The organism is Cupriavidus sp. JZ107 (assembly GCF_053903255.1).
The window spans coordinates 897,255-914,721 of record NZ_CP096480.1; the positions used below are offsets into that span (position 1 = coordinate 897,255).

The 17,467-nt window shown below is 68.7% G+C and carries 14 protein-coding genes; all 14 read left to right on the forward strand.

Going from position 1 to position 17,467, the window contains the following annotated elements; all coding sequences use genetic code 11:
* Nucleotides 1-82: 82 nt before the first annotated feature.
* The 14 genes from tcuA to M1D55_RS03905 all read left to right on the forward strand — a co-directional run bounded on the left by tcuA (nucleotide 83) and on the right by M1D55_RS03905 (nucleotide 17,447).
* Complete coding sequence (gene tcuA / locus M1D55_RS03840; RefSeq protein ID WP_456281166.1) at nucleotides 83-1,525, forward strand: FAD-dependent tricarballylate dehydrogenase TcuA; 1,443 nt, start codon at nucleotides 83-85, stop codon at nucleotides 1,523-1,525.
* Nucleotides 1,512-2,684, forward strand: a complete 1,173-nt coding sequence (tcuB, locus tag M1D55_RS03845) for a tricarballylate utilization 4Fe-4S protein TcuB (RefSeq protein ID WP_456281167.1) — start codon at nucleotides 1,512-1,514, stop codon at nucleotides 2,682-2,684. The genes tcuA and tcuB overlap by 14 nt, the downstream gene beginning before the upstream one ends.
* Before the next feature lie 40 nt (nucleotides 2,685-2,724).
* Nucleotides 2,725-3,513: a class II aldolase/adducin family protein gene (locus M1D55_RS03850; RefSeq protein WP_232206438.1), complete on the forward strand. Its 789-nt coding sequence runs from the start codon at nucleotides 2,725-2,727 to the stop codon at nucleotides 3,511-3,513.
* Nucleotides 3,514-3,558: 45 nt separating this feature from the next.
* Nucleotides 3,559-4,536: a Bug family tripartite tricarboxylate transporter substrate binding protein gene (locus M1D55_RS03855; protein ID WP_456281168.1), complete on the forward strand. Its 978-nt coding sequence runs from the start codon at nucleotides 3,559-3,561 to the stop codon at nucleotides 4,534-4,536.
* Nucleotides 4,537-4,570: 34 nt separating this feature from the next.
* Nucleotides 4,571-5,467: an amidohydrolase family protein gene (locus M1D55_RS03860; protein ID WP_456281169.1), complete on the forward strand. Its 897-nt coding sequence runs from the start codon at nucleotides 4,571-4,573 to the stop codon at nucleotides 5,465-5,467.
* A gap of 291 nt (nucleotides 5,468-5,758) precedes the next feature.
* The gene (locus tag M1D55_RS03865) at nucleotides 5,759-6,739 is read left to right on the forward strand and encodes a Bug family tripartite tricarboxylate transporter substrate binding protein (protein WP_456281170.1); all 981 of its coding nucleotides are present in this window, start codon (nucleotides 5,759-5,761) and stop codon (nucleotides 6,737-6,739) included.
* 25 nt (nucleotides 6,740-6,764) lie between these two features.
* A complete protein-coding gene (locus M1D55_RS03870; protein WP_456281171.1) occupies nucleotides 6,765-7,772 on the forward strand; it encodes a D-2-hydroxyacid dehydrogenase in 1,008 nt (335 codons plus the stop codon).
* 98 nt (nucleotides 7,773-7,870) lie between these two features.
* On the forward strand, nucleotides 7,871-8,293 hold the full coding sequence (gene czcI, locus M1D55_RS03875) for a cation efflux protein, CzcI family (protein ID WP_064575501.1): 423 nt from the start codon (nucleotides 7,871-7,873) through the stop codon (nucleotides 8,291-8,293).
* An 80-nt stretch (nucleotides 8,294-8,373) separates the two neighbouring features.
* Nucleotides 8,374-9,666: a TolC family protein gene (locus tag M1D55_RS03880; RefSeq protein WP_456281172.1), complete on the forward strand. Its 1,293-nt coding sequence runs from the start codon at nucleotides 8,374-8,376 to the stop codon at nucleotides 9,664-9,666.
* A gap of 18 nt (nucleotides 9,667-9,684) precedes the next feature.
* Nucleotides 9,685-10,920 (forward strand): efflux RND transporter periplasmic adaptor subunit, encoded by a 1,236-nt coding sequence (locus M1D55_RS03885; RefSeq protein ID WP_456281173.1) that lies wholly within the window; start codon nucleotides 9,685-9,687, stop codon nucleotides 10,918-10,920.
* 14 nt (nucleotides 10,921-10,934) lie between these two features.
* Nucleotides 10,935-14,099 carry a CusA/CzcA family heavy metal efflux RND transporter gene (locus M1D55_RS03890; protein WP_456281174.1) on the forward strand — a complete coding sequence of 1,055 codons (3,165 nt, stop codon included), beginning with the start codon at nucleotides 10,935-10,937 and terminating at the stop codon, nucleotides 14,097-14,099.
* 212 nt (nucleotides 14,100-14,311) lie between these two features.
* Nucleotides 14,312-14,779 carry a (2Fe-2S)-binding protein gene (locus M1D55_RS03895; protein WP_456281295.1) on the forward strand — a complete coding sequence of 156 codons (468 nt, stop codon included), beginning with the start codon at nucleotides 14,312-14,314 and terminating at the stop codon, nucleotides 14,777-14,779.
* Nucleotides 14,776-16,944, forward strand: coding sequence for a molybdopterin cofactor-binding domain-containing protein (locus M1D55_RS03900; RefSeq protein ID WP_456281175.1), 2,169 nt, complete (start codon nucleotides 14,776-14,778; stop codon nucleotides 16,942-16,944). Before M1D55_RS03895 ends, M1D55_RS03900 begins: the two co-directional genes overlap by 4 nt.
* Before the next feature lie 14 nt (nucleotides 16,945-16,958).
* The gene (locus tag M1D55_RS03905; RefSeq protein WP_456281176.1) at nucleotides 16,959-17,447 is read left to right on the forward strand and encodes a DoxX family protein; all 489 of its coding nucleotides are present in this window, start codon (nucleotides 16,959-16,961) and stop codon (nucleotides 17,445-17,447) included.
* Nucleotides 17,448-17,467 lie beyond the last annotated feature (20 nt).

Consider the following 17,467-nt stretch of genomic DNA (forward strand, 5'->3'; position numbering starts at 1 on the left):
AAAGGTATCGGTACAGTCGCGTCAAACATCGATACGACCGAACCGTGCCTTTCTTCCCCATGCCCTCGTTCGAGGACGCCGCATGATCGACGTCCTGGTCATTGGCGGCGGCAATGCCGCCCTGTGCGCCGCGCTGATGGCGCGCGAAGCCGGCGCCTCCGTGCTGCTGCTCGAGGCCGCGCCGCGCGAATGGCGCGGCGGCAATTCGCAGCACACGCGCAATCTGCGCTGCATGCACGACGCGCCGCAGGACGTGCTCGTCGACGCCTATCCCGAAGAGGAGTACTGGCAGGACCTGCTGAAGGTGACCGGCGGCATCACCGACGAGCACCTGGCCCGCCTGGTGATCCGCGCGTCGTCGAACTGCCGCGACTGGATGCGCCGCCATGGCGTCCGCTTCCAGCCGCCGCTGTCGGGCGCGCTGCATGTCGCGCGCACCAATGCCTTCTTCATGGGCGGCGGCAAGGCGCTGGTCAATGCCTACTACCGAAGCGCGGAGAGGCTCGGCGTGCAGATCCGCTACGACGCGCCGGTCGACGCGATCGAGCTCGACGGCGACCGCTTCGTTGCCGCCCGCATTGGCAGCGAACGCATCGAGGCGCGCGCCTGCGTGCTCGCGGCCGGCGGCTTCGAATCGAACCGCGAGTGGCTGCGCGAGGCCTGGGGCCAGAACGAGCGGGGCGAATGGCCCGCCGACAATTTCCTGATCCGCGGCACGCGCTTCAATCAGGGCGTGCTGCTCAAGTACATGATCGACGCCGGCGCGGATGCGATCGGCGATCCGTCGCAATCGCACTGCGTGGCGATCGACGCGCGGGCGCCGCTGTACGACGGCGGCATCTGCACGCGCATCGACTGCGTGTCGCTGGGCGTGGTGCTCAACGCCAACGCCGAGCGCTTCTACGACGAAGGCGAGGACTTCTGGCCCAAGCGCTATGCGATCTGGGGCCGCCTGGTGGCGCAGCAGCCCGGGCAGATCGGCTACTCGATCATCGACGCGAAGGCGATCGGCCGTTTCATGCCGCCGGTCTTTCCCGGCGTCACGGCCCGCACGCTGCCCGAGCTGGCGCGCAAGCTGGGCCTGGACGAGGCGACCTTCATGCGCACGGTCGGCGACTACAACGCGGCCTGCCGCGTCGGCACCTTCGACCACACGGTGCTCGATGACTGCCATACCGAGGGCCTGACGCCGGCGAAGACCCACTGGGCCCGTCCGATCGACACGCCGCCGTTCTACGGCTATGCGCTGCGGCCGGGCATCACCTTTACCTATCTCGGCCTGAAGGTCGACGACAAGGCCGCGGTGCACTTCGGCGGCAAGCCGAGCGCCAACCTGTTCGTGGCCGGCGAAATGATGGCGGGCAACGTGCTCGGCAAGGGCTATACCGCCGGTGTCGGCATGTCGATCGGCACCGCGTTCGGCCGCATCGCCGGCACGCAGGCCGCGCAGGCCGCCGCCGCCCAACGGGGCGCCGCCGTGCCCGTTCGTACCGAATCTCTGGAACAGCAACATGCAACATCTTGAAGCGCTGACGCGCGAGGCGGCGGCGTTGGCGCAGGCCGCGCTGCCGCTGACCGCCGACGAACACGAAGTCGCGCGAACGCTGCAGATCTGCAATGCCTGCCGCTATTGCGAGGGCTTCTGCGCGGTGTTCCCGGCGATGACCCGCCGGCTCGAATTCGGCAAGGCCGACATCCACTATCTGTCGAACCTGTGCCACAACTGCGGCGCCTGCTTCCACGCGTGCCAGTACGCGCCGCCGCACGAGTTCGCGGTCAATATTCCGCAGGCGATGGCCAAGGTCCGCGTGCAGACCTATGGCGACTACGCGTTTCCAGCCGCGCTGGGCGGCTTGTACCGCCGCGCGGGGCTGGCCACGTCATTGGCGCTGGCCGCGGGCCTCGCGCTGTTCCTGCTGATGGCGGTGGCGATGGGCGGCGGCCTGTGGCACGCGCCGATGGCCGGCAATTTCTACGCGCTCTTCCCGCACAACCTGCTGGCGGCGATGTTCGGCATCGTCTTCCTGTTCGCGATCCTCGCGCTCGGCGTCGGCGTGACTCGCTTCTGGCGGCAGGTTTCCCCGGGTACGCGGCCTGGCGAATCGCGCGCGGCGGCGGCGACCGGCGCCGCCGGCGACGCGCTGCGCCTGCGCTATCTCGACGGCGGCCATGGCGAGGGCTGCAACAACGAGGACGACGCCTTCACGCTGGCCCGTCGGCGCTTCCACCATTTCACCTTCTACGGCTTCATGTTGTGCTTTGCCGCGACGACGGTGGCCACGTTCTACCACTATGCGCTGGGCCTGCATGCGCCGTACGCGTATACCAGCCTGCCGGTCGTGCTCGGCACGCTGGGCGGCATCGGACTGCTGATCGGGCCCGCGGGGCTGTTGCGGCTTAACCTGCGGCGCGATCCGCGCACCGGCGATCCGGACCAGCGCCCGATGGACCGCGGCTTCATCGCGCTGCTGTTCCTGACCAGCGCGAGCGGCCTGGCGCTGCTGGCCTGGCGCGATACCGGCGCGATGGCGGCGCTGCTGGCCATCCATCTTGGCATCGTGATGGCGCTGTTCCTGACGCTGCCGTACGGCAAGTTCGCGCACGGCATCTATCGCAGCGCCGCGCTGCTGAAATGGCATATCGAAAAACGCCGGCCCAGCGATCTGGCCCTGGGGTCGGACTGATCCCGGCGACCGTACGAACGAACACAAGGAGAAAGAGACCATGACCAAACCCGGCGTGTTGAACATCCCCTCGATGCGCGACCGTTGCAGCGACGCCGAATGGCAGGCCCGCGTCGATCTGGCGGCCTGCTACCGGCTGGTGGAGCTCTACGGCATGGCCGACATGATGGCCAACCATATCTCGGTGCGCGTGCCCGACGAGGAGAACGCCTTCCTGATCAACGCCTACGGCATGATGTACGAGGAGATCACCGCATCGAGCCTGATCAAGGTCGATCACGACGGCAACATCCTGTCCAAGCCGGATTTCGGCGCGTTGAACTACGGCATCAACAAGGCGGGCTATGTGATTCACAGCGCCGTGCACGAGGCGCGCCCGGAAGTCGCCTGCGTGATCCACACCCACAGCTGGGCCTCGATGGCGGTGTCGGCGCTGGAATGCGGGCTGCTGCCGATCACGCAGACCGCGATGCGCTTCCTGAAGATCGGCTACCACGACTACCAGGGCGTGGTGCTCGATACCGCCGAGCAGGCCTCGCTGATCGAGGACCTGGGCAACAGCGAGGCGCTGATCCTGCGCAATCACGGCGCGCTGACCGTCGGCAATACCGTCGGCGAGGCCTTCAACTGGATGCACCGGCTCGAACTGGCCTGCCGCGCGCAGATCGGCGCGCTGTCGTGCAACACGCCGCTGCGGCAGGTCGGGCAGGACGTGCTCGAGGCCACCTGGAACAACTATCAGCCCGGCACGCGCCGGCCTTATGGCGTGATGGAATGGCCGGCGCTGCTGCGCAAGCTCGACCGGATCGATCCGAGCTACCGCGACTGAGCGCGGCGCACCCCACAAGAACGACTTCGCAGGATGGAGACCACGATGAACCGCAGACGCCTGCTGGCGCAGATGCTGGCGCTTGGCGCCGCCCCGATGGTAATGCGCGCCGCGCGTGCGCAGTCGCTGTCCAACAAGCCGGTAACGCTGGTGGTGCCGTTTGCGCCCGGCGGCAATCTCGATGTCGTCGCGCGCGCGATCGCGCCGGCGCTGGAGCAGGGCCTGGGCCGCAACGTGATCGTCGACAACCGGCCCGGTGCCGGTGGCGTGATCGGCGCCACGCTGGTGTCGCGGGCCGAGCCCGACGGCAGCACGCTGCTGGTCACCACGCCCAACGCCATCGTGGTGCTGCCGCGCATGACGCGAACCAACTTCAAGCTGGCCAGCTTCAACCCGGTCGGCCTGGTGTCGACCACCGCGCTGGTGGTGGTGGTCAAGGGCGGCGACAAGCGCTTTGGCGATATCCAGTCGCTGCTGGCCTACGCCAAGGGCAACGCGGGCAAGCTCGCCGCCGGCCATGCCGGTCCCGGCACGACCAACCATATGGCGATGCTGCAACTGGAAGACGCGGCCGGCATTCGCCTCAATCAGGTGCCCTACAAGGGATCGGCGCCGGCGCTGGTCGACCTGATGGGCGGGCAGATCGACATGGTGGTGGACCAGCTGACCAGCTCGGCGCCGCATATCCAGTCGGGCGCGCTGCGCGCGCTGGCCGTGATGTCGCGCGAGCGCGATGCGGCGTTGCCGAAGGTGCCGACGCTGCGCGAGGCGGGCCTGGCCAACTTCGAAGCGACCACCGCGACTGGACTGCTGGCGCCGGCCGGCACGCCAGCAGGGGTGGTCGACGCCATCAACGCTGCGCTGCGCAGGGCGCTGGCGGAAGGGGCGGTGAAGAGCCGGCTGCTGACGGTCGGAAGCGTGGCTCATCCATCGTCGCCGCAGGAACTGTCGACGCTGCTGCAGCGTGAGGACGCGCGAGCGCAGACGCTGGCGTCCGCGGGCCGGCTGAAGGCCGCCGAATGAGCGTTGGCATTCCACTGTATTGCGAGCCGCTGCGATGACGCGCCCCTGTCTCCCCGCCTTCGAACGCATCACGCCGCCGGCCTTCCGGGCGCCGCCGGGTGCCTGCGACAGCCACGCCCACGTGTTCGGGCCGTTCGAGCGCTTTCCGCTTGCCGACGATCGCAGCTATACGCCCGCGGCCTATCCCGCCGAGGCGTTCATCGCGCATCTCGACGCGCTGGGCCTGATGCGCGGCGTGCTGGTGACCGCGAGCGCCAGCGGCACCGGCGCCGGCAATGCCGTGGTCCTCGACGCGCTGCGGCGCTATCCGGCGCGGCTGCGAGGGATCGCCGTGCCGGCCGCCGATACCACCGACACCGAGCTCGATGCCTGGCACCAGGCCGGCGTGCGGGGTGTACGGATCAACCTGTATCGGGTCGATGGCCATGCGGTGTACCGCAACGGTGTCGGCATCGATGTGCTCGAGGCGATCGCGCCGCGCCTGCGCGAACGCGGCTGGCACGCGCAGATCTGGATTCACGCGCCGGACCTGGTCGAACTGGGCCCACGGCTGAAAGCGCTTCGCTTGCCGTTGGTGGTCGACCACATGGGCCGCATGTCGACCGCGCGCGGAGTTGCGGACCTTGGGTTCCAGGCGCTGTGCGCAATGCTGGCCGAGGGCACGGCGTGGACCAAGATCTCGGGCGCCGATCGGCTCAACCCCGGCGGGGCGCCTTATTACGGGGTGGACCCGTTCGCCGCGGCGCTGCTGAAGGCCAATCCGGACCAGGTGGTCTGGGGCTCCGATTGGCCGCATATCAACTACTTCGAGCCGCATCTGATGCCGGACGACGGCGTGCTGTTCAACCTGCTGGCGCGCTGGCTGCCGGATGCGGCGGCGCGCGAAAGGGTGCTGATCGCGAATCCGGCGCGGCTTTACGGCTTTCCGTGATGACACGCTTGCCCTCTCCCCCAACCCCTCTCCCGCAAGCGGGAGAGGGGAGCCGCCTCAACGTGCCGCCCGTGCCTCGTGTCTTCTCCTCTCCCGCTTGCGGGAGAGGGCCGGGGAGAGGGCAGCCCCATCGAGTGCCCCAGGTCTGCTCCCTCTCCCGCTTGCGGGAGAGGGTTGGGGAGAGGGCAGCCCCTGCGGCCGGCTAGCCGCTGCCGCCTGAGAGCCGCAACCGCTTCAAACCCGTGACCTGCCACGGGAAAACCATACACAACAAGCAACGAGGAGACATCCATGTTCCGCTTCGCCAACCCATTCGTCCGAGCCATCGCGGCAGCGATGATCGCCGCTACCGCGGCCCTTGCCCCGCAAGTCCATGCGGCCGACTATCCGACCAAGCCGGTGCGCGTGGTCGTGGCCTTTACCCCGGGCGGCACCACCGACATCCTGGCCCGCAACGTCAGCCAGCAGCTGGCGCAGCGTTTCAAGCAGTCGTTCGTCGTCGACAACCGTCCCGGCGCCGGCGGCAATATCGGCACGGAATTCGTCGTCCGCGCGCCGGCCGACGGCTATACGTTGCTCGTCAATTCGGTCGGGCCGATCTCGATCAACCAGACGCTGTACAAGCGGCTCAGCTACGACCCGCTGACCGATCTGGTGCCGGTCGTGCAGATCGCCGATGTGCCGAACGTGCTGGTGGTCCATCCCTCGTTGCCGGTCAAGAACCTGGACGAGTTCGTCGCCTACCTGAAGGCCAATCCCGGCAAGCTGAACTACGGCTCGACCGGCGTCGGCACGTCGTCGCATCTGTCGGGCTTCATGCCGACCGAGCGGGTCGGCGCGCCGGCCACGCATATTCCCTACAAGGGCGCCGATGCGCTGAACGACCTGCTGTCCGCGCGCGTGCAGTTCATGTTCGCCACGATCCCGTCGGTGATCTCGCATATCCAGAGCGGCAAGCTGCGCGCGCTGGCGGTGACCAGCGCCAGGCGTTCGCGCTCGCTGCCCGACCTGCCGACGGTCGCGGAGAAGGGCTTCCCCGGCTTCGAGGCCGGCTCGTGGTTCGGCTTCTTCGCGCCCAAGGGCACGCCGCAGGACGTCGTGATGAAGATCAACCAGGCGGTCAACGAGGTGCTGCCGTCGCTGCAGGCACAGATGATCCGTGAGGGCGCCGACCCGGTCGGCGGCTCGCCGCAGCAGTTCGGCAAGTTCACGCGCGCCGAATACGAGAAGTGGAAGGCCGTCGTGCGCGCCTCGGGCGCTTCGGTAGACTGACGCCCTGGCTGGATATCTCGACACCATGACCGTTTCCTCGCGTTTCGCGCCCTTGCGCATCCTGTTGTCCGAGCCGGCCCTGCGGGCCCATGGCGACGCCATCGCCGCGGTGCTGCAGGACCGTCCGTGGACCGCGGTGCTGGCGCCCGCCATCGACGATGCCCGCACGATCGATGCCGATATCGCGTTCGTCTCGCGCGACGTCACCGGCCTGTCGACCAAGCACGAGGTATTGCCGTCGACGCAGCGCTTCTATACCGCGCTGCTGGAAGCGCCGTCGCTGCGCTGGACCCATGTGCATTCCGCCGGCGCCGACCGCCCGGTCTATGTCCAGTTGCGCGAACGCGGGGTCAAGGTCACCACGTCGTCGGGGGCCAATGCCAGCGTGGTGGCGCAGACCGCGCTGGCCGGGTTGCTGGCGCTGGCTCGACATTTCCCGCGGATGCTGGCGGCGCAGCGCGAACGGCAATGGGCGCCGCTGATTGCGACCGGCATGCCGCGCGATCTGCATGGACGGACGGCGACCATCGTCGGCTGGGGACCAATCGGCCAGCAGATCGGCGCGGTGTTGCACGCGCTCGGCATGCGCGTGGTGGCGGTGCGGCAACGTCCCGACTCCGCCGGCCCGGACTATCAGACCGTGACATACGGGACGCTGGGGGAGGTGCTGCCGCGCACCGACTGGCTGGTGCTGGCATGTCCATTGACCAAAGACACCCGCGGCCTGATCGGCGCCGAAGCGCTGGCCCGGCTGCCGCAGGGCGCGCACCTCGTCAACGTCGCACGCGGCGAAGTCGTCGACGAGCCGGCCCTGATCGCGGCGCTGCGCGAGGGCAGGCTGGCCGGGGCCTATCTCGATGTGTTTGCCCACGAGCCCCTGCCAACGGATTCGCCGCTGTGGGACATGCCCAACGTCATCGTGACGCCGCACAGCGCCGGCTTCTCCGATGGCAACGCGGCCAGGGTCGTCGAACTCTTTCTCGGCAAGCTGCGCGCGTGGGCAGTGCACGGCGATCCCGACGCCCGGCTTTAGCCGCGCTGCGGCTTTGGGGTACACTGTGCCGCGTTCCGGCATGCCGCGTTGCAGACAGGCATCGCAGCGCCGGCCGCCCAGTTCTGTTCCGATCGTCGATGCGCCGGTTTTTCCTGATCCTGCTGGTCATGCTGTTGCCGCTCCAGTCCGTCTGGGCCGCGGCCGCCGCCTATTGCGGGCACGAACAGCGGCCGGCGGCGCAATGGCACCTGGGCCATCACCAGCACCAGCATCGCGGCGACGGCAAGGCCGAGGCTTACAACGCCGATACCAAGGCCCCCATCAAGGCCACCATCGAGGCCGCCATTCAGGCTGACGCCAAAGACCACGCCGACGCGAAAGGCCTGTTCGATCCGGACTGCGGCACCTGCCATCTGGCCTCGCTGCCGTTCGCGCGTCCCGAACCGACCGACGTGCCGGTGTTGCGCCTGCCGCGGACCGCGGTGGTGACGCACGATTTCCACTACACCTCGCTCCATCCCCGCGCCCCCGATCGCCCGCAGTGGCTTCGTCTCGCTTGAGCGGCGAGACGACCGGATCGATTCCTTCCTGATTTCCCGTCTCGCCGAATTCCCTTGGTGTCTTTTCCAGGTGCAATTCGATGCGACGATACATCGTGCCGCTGTGCATGGCGGCCATTCTCTTCGGCCCCGGCCGGGCTGGGGCACAGCCATACCCACAGCCATTCCAGCAGCCATATCCGCAACCACCGCTGCCCGCGATCGAAGCTTCCGCGCGGCCAAGCGAGGCCGCTGAGCCGCTGACGCTGGAGACAGCGCTGGCGCTGGCCGCGGCCGGCAATTTCTCACTTTCCGCCGCGGCAAGGGAGATCGACGCCACCGAAGGCGCGATCCGGCAGGCGAGGACCATTCCCAATCCCGAAGTGGCGGTTGCCATGGAGGACACGCGGCGCGAATCCCGCGCCACCACGGCTCAACTCAATCTGCCAATCGAACTGGGCGGCAAGCGTGCCGCACGACTATCGGCAGCGGAGCGGGGCCGCGACGTCGCCCAGGCACAATGGCGCAGCACGCAGGCCGATCTGCGTGCGACCGTGATCGCCGCCTTCTTTGGCGTGGCGGTGGCCCAGGAGCGCGTCCGGCTGGCCGCCGCCTCGGTCGATATCGCGCGCAAGGGCGCCGATGCCGCGGCACGGCGCGTCGCCGCGGGCAAGGTCTCGCCGCTGGAGGAGACACGCGCCGCGGTGGAGCGGGCCAATGCCGAACTCGAACTGGCCGATGCCAGCGCGGAACTGCAGTCGTCCCGGCAGGCGCTGGCCGCGCTGTGGGGCAATGCCTCGCCACAATTCACCGAAGTCCGCGGCGACCTCGATGCGCTGCCGTCGCGTCCCGCGCCGGCGCAGTTGCTGGCCGCGCTGGAGGACTCGCCGCTGCTGCTGGCAAGCCGTCTCGAAGTGAGCCGCCGGCAGGCGCTGGTCGACGTCGAACGCAGCCGCCGCTATCCGGACATCACCGTCAGCGTCGGCACCAAGCGCGATAACGAGGCCAATCGGACCATGCCGGTGCTCGGCGTGGCGATACCGCTGCCGCTGTTCGACCGCAACCAGGGCAATCTGTACGAATCGATCCGGCGCGCCGACAAGGCCGCGGACGAATTCCTGGCCAACCGGATCCGTCTGGCCAACGAACTGCAACAGGCGAGCAACCAGCTGGCCGTATCGCGCAGCTCGGCGCAGGCGCTGAAGGAAACGGTGCTGCCCGCGGCCGAGCGCGCCTACGACGCCGCGACGCGTGGCTTCGAGGCCGGCAAGTTCGATTTCCTGAACGTGCTCGATGCCCAGCGCACGCTGTTCCAGGCCCGCATTCGCTACCTCGGCGTGCTGGCCCGCGCCTATCAGGCGGCCACCACCATCGACCGCATCGTCGGACGCTAACCAGGACCGATTTCGATCATGGCAATCACATCGAAGCAAAAGGCCGCCATCGCGGCCATTCTCGCGGGCGGCACGCTGGCGACGGCTGCCGTGCTGCTGACCGGCCGCGCCGGCACGGACGCGCACGACGCCCATGGCGACGGGCATGGACATGGTGGCGAGCAGGCATCCACAGCGGCGGCGACCTCGGCCGCGACCCGGGCGGCGGACAGGCATGCCGACCACGACGCCCCGATCGCGCTGACCGACGAACAGATCCAGCGCGCGGGCATCACCATCGAGACCGCAGGCCCCGCGACGATCCAGTCGGGGCTGCAGTTTCCCGGCGAAATCCGCTTCAACGAAGACCGCACCGCGCATGTGGTGCCGCGTCTGGCTGGCGTTGCCGAAAGCGTGCCGGCCACGCTGGGCGAGCGGGTCACGAAGGGGCGCTTGCTGGCGGTGATCGCCAGCACCGCGCTGTCGGATCAGCGCAGCGAACTGCTGGCCGCGCAACGCCGCATGGAGCTGGCCAGCGCGACCTATCAGCGCGAACGCAAGCTGTGGGAGGAGAAGATCTCCGCCGAGCAGGACTATCTGCAGGCCAAGGCGGCGCTGGAGGAGGCCCGCATCGCCGTGCAGAATGCGCAGCAGAAGCTGACCGCGGTCGGTGCGAAGGCCTCGTCGGCGCGGCTCAATCAGTTCGAACTGCGCGCGCCCTTCGACGGCGTCATCGTCGAGAAGCATCTGGCGCTGGGCGAAGCGGTGGCCGACAACGCCAATATCTTCACGATCTCGGACCTCTCGACGGTCTGGGCCGAGTTCGTCGTCTCGGCCAGGGACCTGGAACACGTGCGAGTCGGCGAGACGGCGCTGATCCGCTCGGCCGCGTCGGAGGGCAAGGCGGAAGGGAAGGTCTCGTATGTCGGCTCGCTGCTGGGCGAGCAGACCCGCACGGCCAAGGCGCGCGTCACGCTGAAGAATCCGAATCTGGCCTGGCGGCCGGGCCTGTTCGTTACCGTCGAGGTGCTGACCGACAAGGCGGCGGTACCGGTGGCGGTGCAGGCCGACGCGGTGCAGGATGTCGGCGGCACCCGCGTGGTGTTCGTGGCCGGCCCCAAGGGGTTTGTCGCGCAGCGCGTCGTGCCCGGACGCAGCGATGGCCAACTGGTCGAAATCCGCGAGGGCCTTCGCCCCGGCACGCGCTATGCCGCGCGCAACAGCTTCGTCTTGAAGTCCGACCTCGGCAAGGACGCTGCCGGGCACCAGCACTGACACGGGAGATCGCCATGTTCGAACGTGTCATCCGTTTCGCCATTGCGCAGCGTGCTCTGGTGCTGCTCGCCGTGCTCGGCATGGCGGCATTGGGCGCGCTCAGCTATACGCGCCTGCCGATCGATGCGGTGCCCGACATCACCAACGTCCAGGTCCAGATCAATACCTCGGCACCGGGCTATTCGCCGCTGGAAACCGAGCAGCGGATCACCTATCCGATCGAGACCGCGATGGCGGGCCTGCCGGGCCTCGAGCAGACCCGTTCGCTGTCGCGCTACGGGCTGTCGCAGGTCACCGTGATCTTCAACGAAGGCACGGACATCCATTTCGCGCGCCAGCTGGTCAACCAGCGGATCCAGGAGGCGAGAGAACGGCTGCCCGTCGGCGTATCGCCGGCGATGGGGCCGATCTCGACGGGGCTGGGCGAAATCTATCTGTGGACGGTCGAGGCCGAGGAGGGCGCCCGCAAGCCGGACGGTTCGCGCTACACGCCGACCGATCTGCGCGAGCTGCAGGACTGGGTCGTCAAGCCGCAACTGCGCAATGTGCCGGGCGTGACCGAGGTCAACTCGATCGGCGGCTTCGACAAGGAATACCTGGTCGCGCCGAGCCTGGAGAAGCTGGCCTCGTACGGCTTGACGCTGGCCGACGTCGTCAGCGCGCTCTATCGCAACAACGACAATGTCGGGGCCGGCTATATCGAGCGCAGCGGCGAGCAGTATCTGGTGCGCGCCCCGGGGCAGGTCCGCAGCGAGGCCGAGATCGGCGACGTGATCGTCGGCAGCGCGCAGGGACAACCGATTCGCGTGCGCGACATCGCCGAGGTCGGCATCGGCAGGGAGCTGCGCAGCGGCGCCGCCACCGAGAACGGCAAGGAGGTGGTGCTCGGCACCGTGTTCATGCTGATGGGCGAGAACAGCCGCGCGGTGGCGCAGGCGGTCGGCGAGCGGGTCCAGGCGATCAACCGCACCTTGCCGAAGGGCGTCAGCATCGTGCCGGTCTACGATCGGACCCGGCTGGTCGACAAGGCGATCGCCACCGTCAAGAAGAACCTGCTCGAGGGCGCGGTGCTGGTGATCGTCGTGCTGTTCCTGTTCCTCGGCAATATCCGCGCGGCGATCATCACGGCGCTGGTGATTCCGTTGTCGATGCTGTTCACCTTCACCGGCATGGTGAGCTACCGGATCAGCGCGAACCTGATGAGCCTGGGCGCACTGGACTTCGGCATCATCGTCGACGGCGCGGTGGTGATCGTCGAGAACTGCGTGCGGCGGCTCGCCCATGCGCAGGCGCATCGCGGCAGGCCGCTGACGCGCTCCGAACGCTTCGAGGAAGTGTTCGCCGCCGCGCGCGAGGCACGGCGGCCGCTGCTGTTCGGCCAGCTGATCATCATGATCGTCTATCTGCCGATCTTTGCGCTGACCGGCGTGGAAGGCAAGATGTTCCACCCGATGGCCTTCACCGTGGTGCTGGCCTTGCTGGGCGCGATGCTGTTGTCGGTGACCTTCGTGCCCGCCGCCGTTGCGCTGTTCATCGGCGAGCGCGTCGCCGAGAACGAAAACCGGCTGATGGCATGGGCGAAGCGGCGCTATGCGCAATGGCTGGAGCGGTCGCTGGCGAACGCGCCGGTCGTGCTGACCTTTGCCGGCGTCGCCGTCGTGCTGTGCCTGGCCATCGCATCGCGCCTGGGCAGCGAGTTCATTCCGAACCTGAACGAAGGCGATATCGCCATCCAGACCCTGCGGATCCCGGGCACCAGCCTGTCGCAGTCGGTCGAGATGCAGAAGCAGCTCGAAACGACGCTGATGGCGAAATTCCCCGAGATCGAGCGCGTGTTTGCGCGTACCGGCACCGCGGAGGTGGCGTCCGACCCGATGCCGCCCAATATCTCCGATGGCTACATCATGCTGAAGCCGCAATCGGAATGGCCCAAGCCAATCAAGACCCGCGAGGCGCTGCTGGAGGCGATGCAGCTGGAGGTCGCGAAACTCCCGGGCAACCGCTACGAGTTCTCGCAGCCGATCCAGCTGCGCTTCAACGAGCTGATCTCGGGCGTCCGGTCCGACGTGGCGGTCAAGGTGTTCGGCGACGATCAGGCGGTGCTCGACCAGACGGGCGAACGCATCGCGGCAGTGCTGCGCAACGTGCCGGGCGCGTCCGAGGTCAAGGTCGAGCAAACCACCGGGCTGCCGATGCTGACCGTCGACATCGACCGCCACAAGGCGGCGCGCTACGGGCTCAACCTGAGCGATATCCAGGACGCCGTGGCGATTGCGATCGGCGGCAAGGAGGCCGGCATCTTCTATCAGGGCGATCGGCGGTTCGACATCATCGTGCGCCTGCCCGATGCAGTCCGGCAGGACATCGAAGCGCTGCGCCGGCTGCCGATCGCGTTGCCGAAGGGTGGTGGGGCCGACGCGCGGGTCAGCTATATCCCGCTCGCCGAGGTTGCCACGCTGGCGATCGCGCCAGGGCCCAACCAGATATCGCGCGAGAACGGGAAGCGGCGCGTCGTCGTCAGCGCCAATGTCCGTGGCCGCGATATCGGCAGCTTCGTGCCCGAGGCGCAGGCGGCGATCGACAGCGCGGTCAGGATGCCGGCCGGCTACTGGCTCGGCTGGGGCGGTACCTACGAGCAGTTGCGCTCGGCCACCGAACGCTTGCAGATCGTCGTGCCTGTGGCCTTGCTGCTGGTGTTCGTGCTGCTGTTCGTCATGTTCAACAACATCAAGGACGGCATGCTGGTGTTTACGGGCATTCCGTTCGCGCTGACGGGCGGCATCCTTGCGTTGTGGCTGCGCGGCCTGCCGCTGTCGATCACGGCGGCGGTCGGCTTTATCGCGCTGTCGGGCGTCGCGGTGCTAAATGCGCTGGTGATGCTGTCGTTCATCCGCACGCTGCGCGAAGAGGGCAAGCCGCTCGACGAGGCGATCCGGCTCGGCGCGCTGACGCGGCTGCGGCCGGTACTGATGACGGCACTGGTCGCCTCGCTCGGCTTTGTGCCGATGGCGATCGCGACCGGCACCGGCGCCGAGGTCCAACGGCCGCTGGCCACCGTGGTGATCGGCGGCATCCTGTCATCGACGGCGCTGACGCTGCTGGTGCTGCCGGTGTTGTATCGCCTGGCACACCGGCGCGATGAGGCTCTGGCGGCCGCGGCGGTGTCCCACCCGGCCTGAGCGCGAAGGCCCTCCGTCTTCCTTCTGCGCAAGCCGCCGGCGATCGCCGGCGGCATCTCCGATATCCGTTTCCTGACATCGGCGTCATCCGAGGGCCGCTCGCCATTGTTCGTCCCCATTGAATAGACCTGCCAACGGCAGCCGGATTGTGGGCCCGCGGCGCAGCCGACAGAATGCGCCAACGACGGCAGGGTGCCGCGGCGGAGAACCGAATCATGAAGCTGACGATCAACGACACCGATCACGACCTGCAGGTCGACCCGGACATGCCCCTCCTTTGGGTCCTCAGAGACGCGGCCGGCCTGACGGGAACCAAGTTCGGTTGCGGGATGGCACAGTGCGGTGCCTGCACCGTTCACGTCGACGGCATGGCGCAGCGCAGCTGCGTGTTGCCGATCTCGGCGGTGCAAGGAGCGCGGATCACCACCATCGAGGGACTGTCCGCGGGCGGCGATCACCCGGTGCAGCGGGCCTGGGCCGAGCTAGACGTGGTGCAGTGCGGCTATTGCCAGTCGGGGCAGATCATGTCGGCGTCCGCGCTGCTGCGGCAGAACCCGGCGCCGACGGACGCGGACATCGACGCGGCGATGTCGGGCAACCTGTGCCGCTGCGGGACATACCAGCGCATTCGCGCGGCGGTCCATCGCGCCGCCGAGCTGTCGCGGGAGCGGACATCGTGAAGGCCCCGCTCGACGTTTCGCGGCGCCGTTTCCTGGCCGCCGGCGCGGTGCTCGGCGGCGGGCTGGTGATCGGATTTTCGGTGCCGTCGATGCGCCGGCTGGCGGATGGCGCTGTCGACGATGCCATGGCTGCGGAGCCGGCACCGTGGACACCCAATGTCTTCCTCCGCATCGGTGCCGACGACAGCGTGACGGTATTGCTCGCGCATTCCGAGATGGGGCAGGGCGTCTGGACCTCGCTTGCGCTGCTGATCGCCGAAGAGCTCGATGCGGACTGGACCCGCATTCGCGTCGAACATGCTCCCGCTGCACCGGCCTATGGCATTGCGATGCTCGGCGGCATGCAGGGCACGGTCGGCTCACGCAGCGTGCGCAGCGAATTCCTGCGCTACCGGCAGGCCGGCGCCGCGGCACGCGCGATGCTGGTGCAGGCGGCGGCAGCGCGCTGGCAGGTCCCGGTGGATGTGCTGCGCACCGACAGCGGGGCGGTCGTGCATGACGGCCGGCGCCTGCGCTATGGCGAACTGGTTCACGAGGCCGCGGCGCTGCCGGTGCCTGCCGCCGAGGCGCTGCGCTTGAAGAACGCGGGCGATTGGAAGTGGATCGGCAAGGGGGCACGGCGCCTCGATGCCGCCGACAAGATTACCGGCCGTGCCCGCTTCGGCATCGATGTCAAGCTCGACGGCCTGCTGACCGCGGTGGTCGCGCGTGCGCCGATGTTCGGCGCGAAGCTGGTCTCCTTCGACGACAGCGCTGCGCGCGCCGTGCCTGGCGTCCGGCGGGTGCTGGCCGTGCCCAGCGGCGTGGCCGTGCTGGCGGACCATTACTGGGCCGCCAAGCGCGGGCGCGATGCGTTGAAGGTCGAATGGCAGGGCGGCGACAAGGCGCTGGGCAGCGCCGCGCTGATGGCAGACTTCGCGCGGCTGGCGCGCGAGCGCGGGCCGATCGCGCTGGAGGCAGGCGACGTCGACGCCGGCATGGCGCAGGCGCGGCGCACGGTCGAGGCCGAGTACCGGCTGCCGTATCTCGCGCACACCCCGATGGAGCCGCTCAATTGCACCGTGCGGTTCGGGCCCGATGGCTGCGATGTCTGGGTCGGCACGCAGATGCAGACGCTGGCGCAGCGCACGGTGGCGCAGATCGCCGGGGTCGAGCCTGCGCAGGTACGGATCCACACCACGTTTTTGGGCGGCGGCTTCGGGCGGCGGGCGGTGCAGGACTTCATCGCGGAGGCGACGCACGTTGCCCGCGCCGCAGGCGCGCCGGTCAAGACCGTGTGGTCGCGTGAGGACGATGTCCGCGGCGGCTATTACCGGTCCGGCTTCGTGCATCGGATCCGCGTCGGCCTCGATCGCGACGGCCGGCCACTGGCGTGGCGGCACGGCATCGCCGGGCAGTCCAACCATCCCGAACGCGACGGCGTGCATCCGACCTCGGTCGAGGGCGTGGTCGACTCCCCCTATGTGCTCGGTGCCGCCGCGCACCGCGTCGTCGCGCATTCCCCGCGCACCGCGGTGCCGGTGTGGTACTGGCGTTCGGTCGGTCATAGTCATGCGGCCTTTGCGATGGAGTCGATGGTCGACGAACTGGCGCACGCCAGCGGACAAGACCCGGTCGCCTATCGCCTCCGACTGCTGAAGGACGCACCGCGCCATCGGCGCGTGCTGGAACTTGCCGCGCAGCGCTTCGGATGGGGGCGTCGGCCCCAACCCGGTCGAGGGCACGGTATTGCCGTGCACGCGTGCTTCGGCAGCGTGGCGGCGCAAGCCGTCGACGTCTCGGTGCGGGACGGTGCCATCCGCGTCCATCGCGTGGTCTGCGCGATCGATTGTGGCGTGGCGGTGAATCCCGACAACGTGCGCGCGCAGATGGAGAGCGCCATCGTCTACGGGCTCAGCGCGGCGCTGCATGGCCGCGTGACGATCGTCGACGGCGCGGTGCGCGAATCCAACTTCCACGACTACCCGGCGCTGCGGATGGCCGAGATGCCGGTAATCGAAGTCCATATCGTCGACAGTGCGGAGAGTCCCGGTGGTGCCGGAGAGCCCGGCACGCCGCCGATCGCGCCGGCGGTTGCCAATGCGGTGTTCCAGCTGACCGGCGCCAGGCTGCGCGAACTGCCGTTGACCTTGCCCCCGCGCGCTCGGACGCGACCGAACGCCTGAACCAGGAGCCTTCCATGTCCAACCAATTTCCTTCGCATGCCCAGGCGCCGAGCGGCGTCATTGCCAGCCTGCCGGCCTCCCGGCTCGAACCGCTGGCCTACCTGCTGCTGCGCATCGTCTTCGGCATCGTGATGATGACGCACGGGGTGCCGAAGCTGCTGGGCACCAGCCACGGTTCGATGGCCGACCCGATGGCCGGGGCGACGCGGCTGATCGCGGACGTGCTGCACCTGCCCGGTGCGCCGGTGCTGGCGTGGCTGGTGGCGGTGCTCGAGACCTTCGGTGGCGCGATGCTGATCGCCGGGGCGTTGACCCGCCCGCTGGCCGCGCTGATGACGCTGCAGATGATCGCGATCTGCTATATCCACCGGCAGCATTTCGCCTGGATCGATCGGGGCATGGAGTACCCGCTGGTGCTGCTCGCGGTGGCCCTGCTGGTCGCGGCGCGCGGCGGCGGGCGCTGGTCGGTGGACGCGCTGCTGGCGGCGCGCCGCCGGTCATAGGCTGGCATGGCGGGATTGAC